Annotated in this window: 1 pseudogene; it reads right to left on the reverse strand. The window is 60.2% G+C overall.

From position 1 onward, the window contains the following. Positions 1-239, reverse strand: a pseudogene (locus tag SB753_RS38100) (ABC transporter substrate-binding protein); the annotation flags it as partial. Positions 240-264: the final 25 nt, after the last annotated feature.

Here is a 264-nt window from a genome sequence, read left to right on the forward strand (position 1 = left end):
TTGACAGCCCACGCAATGTAGGTGGGCTTGCCGATCGGCTGGCCGATCAGAAACGTATCGGGACGCGTCTTGACGAGCGAGTTCAGGCTGATCTGCGTATTCGCCACCGCGTCGACGCGTCCCAAGGCCAGGTCCTGATAGGCTTCCGGATACGACTGGTATTCGACGATCTGCTTGATTCCGCTGCCGCCGTGCTTCTTCTTCAGCTCCTCGTTGAAGAGCTTCAGGTCTGTGAGCATCGCGCTGCCGGTTTCCGCGCCGACC

The sequence above is a fragment of the Paraburkholderia sp. SIMBA_053 genome (genome assembly GCF_046534895.1).
In the GTDB taxonomy this organism is placed as follows: domain Bacteria; phylum Pseudomonadota; class Gammaproteobacteria; order Burkholderiales; family Burkholderiaceae; genus Paraburkholderia; species Paraburkholderia caledonica.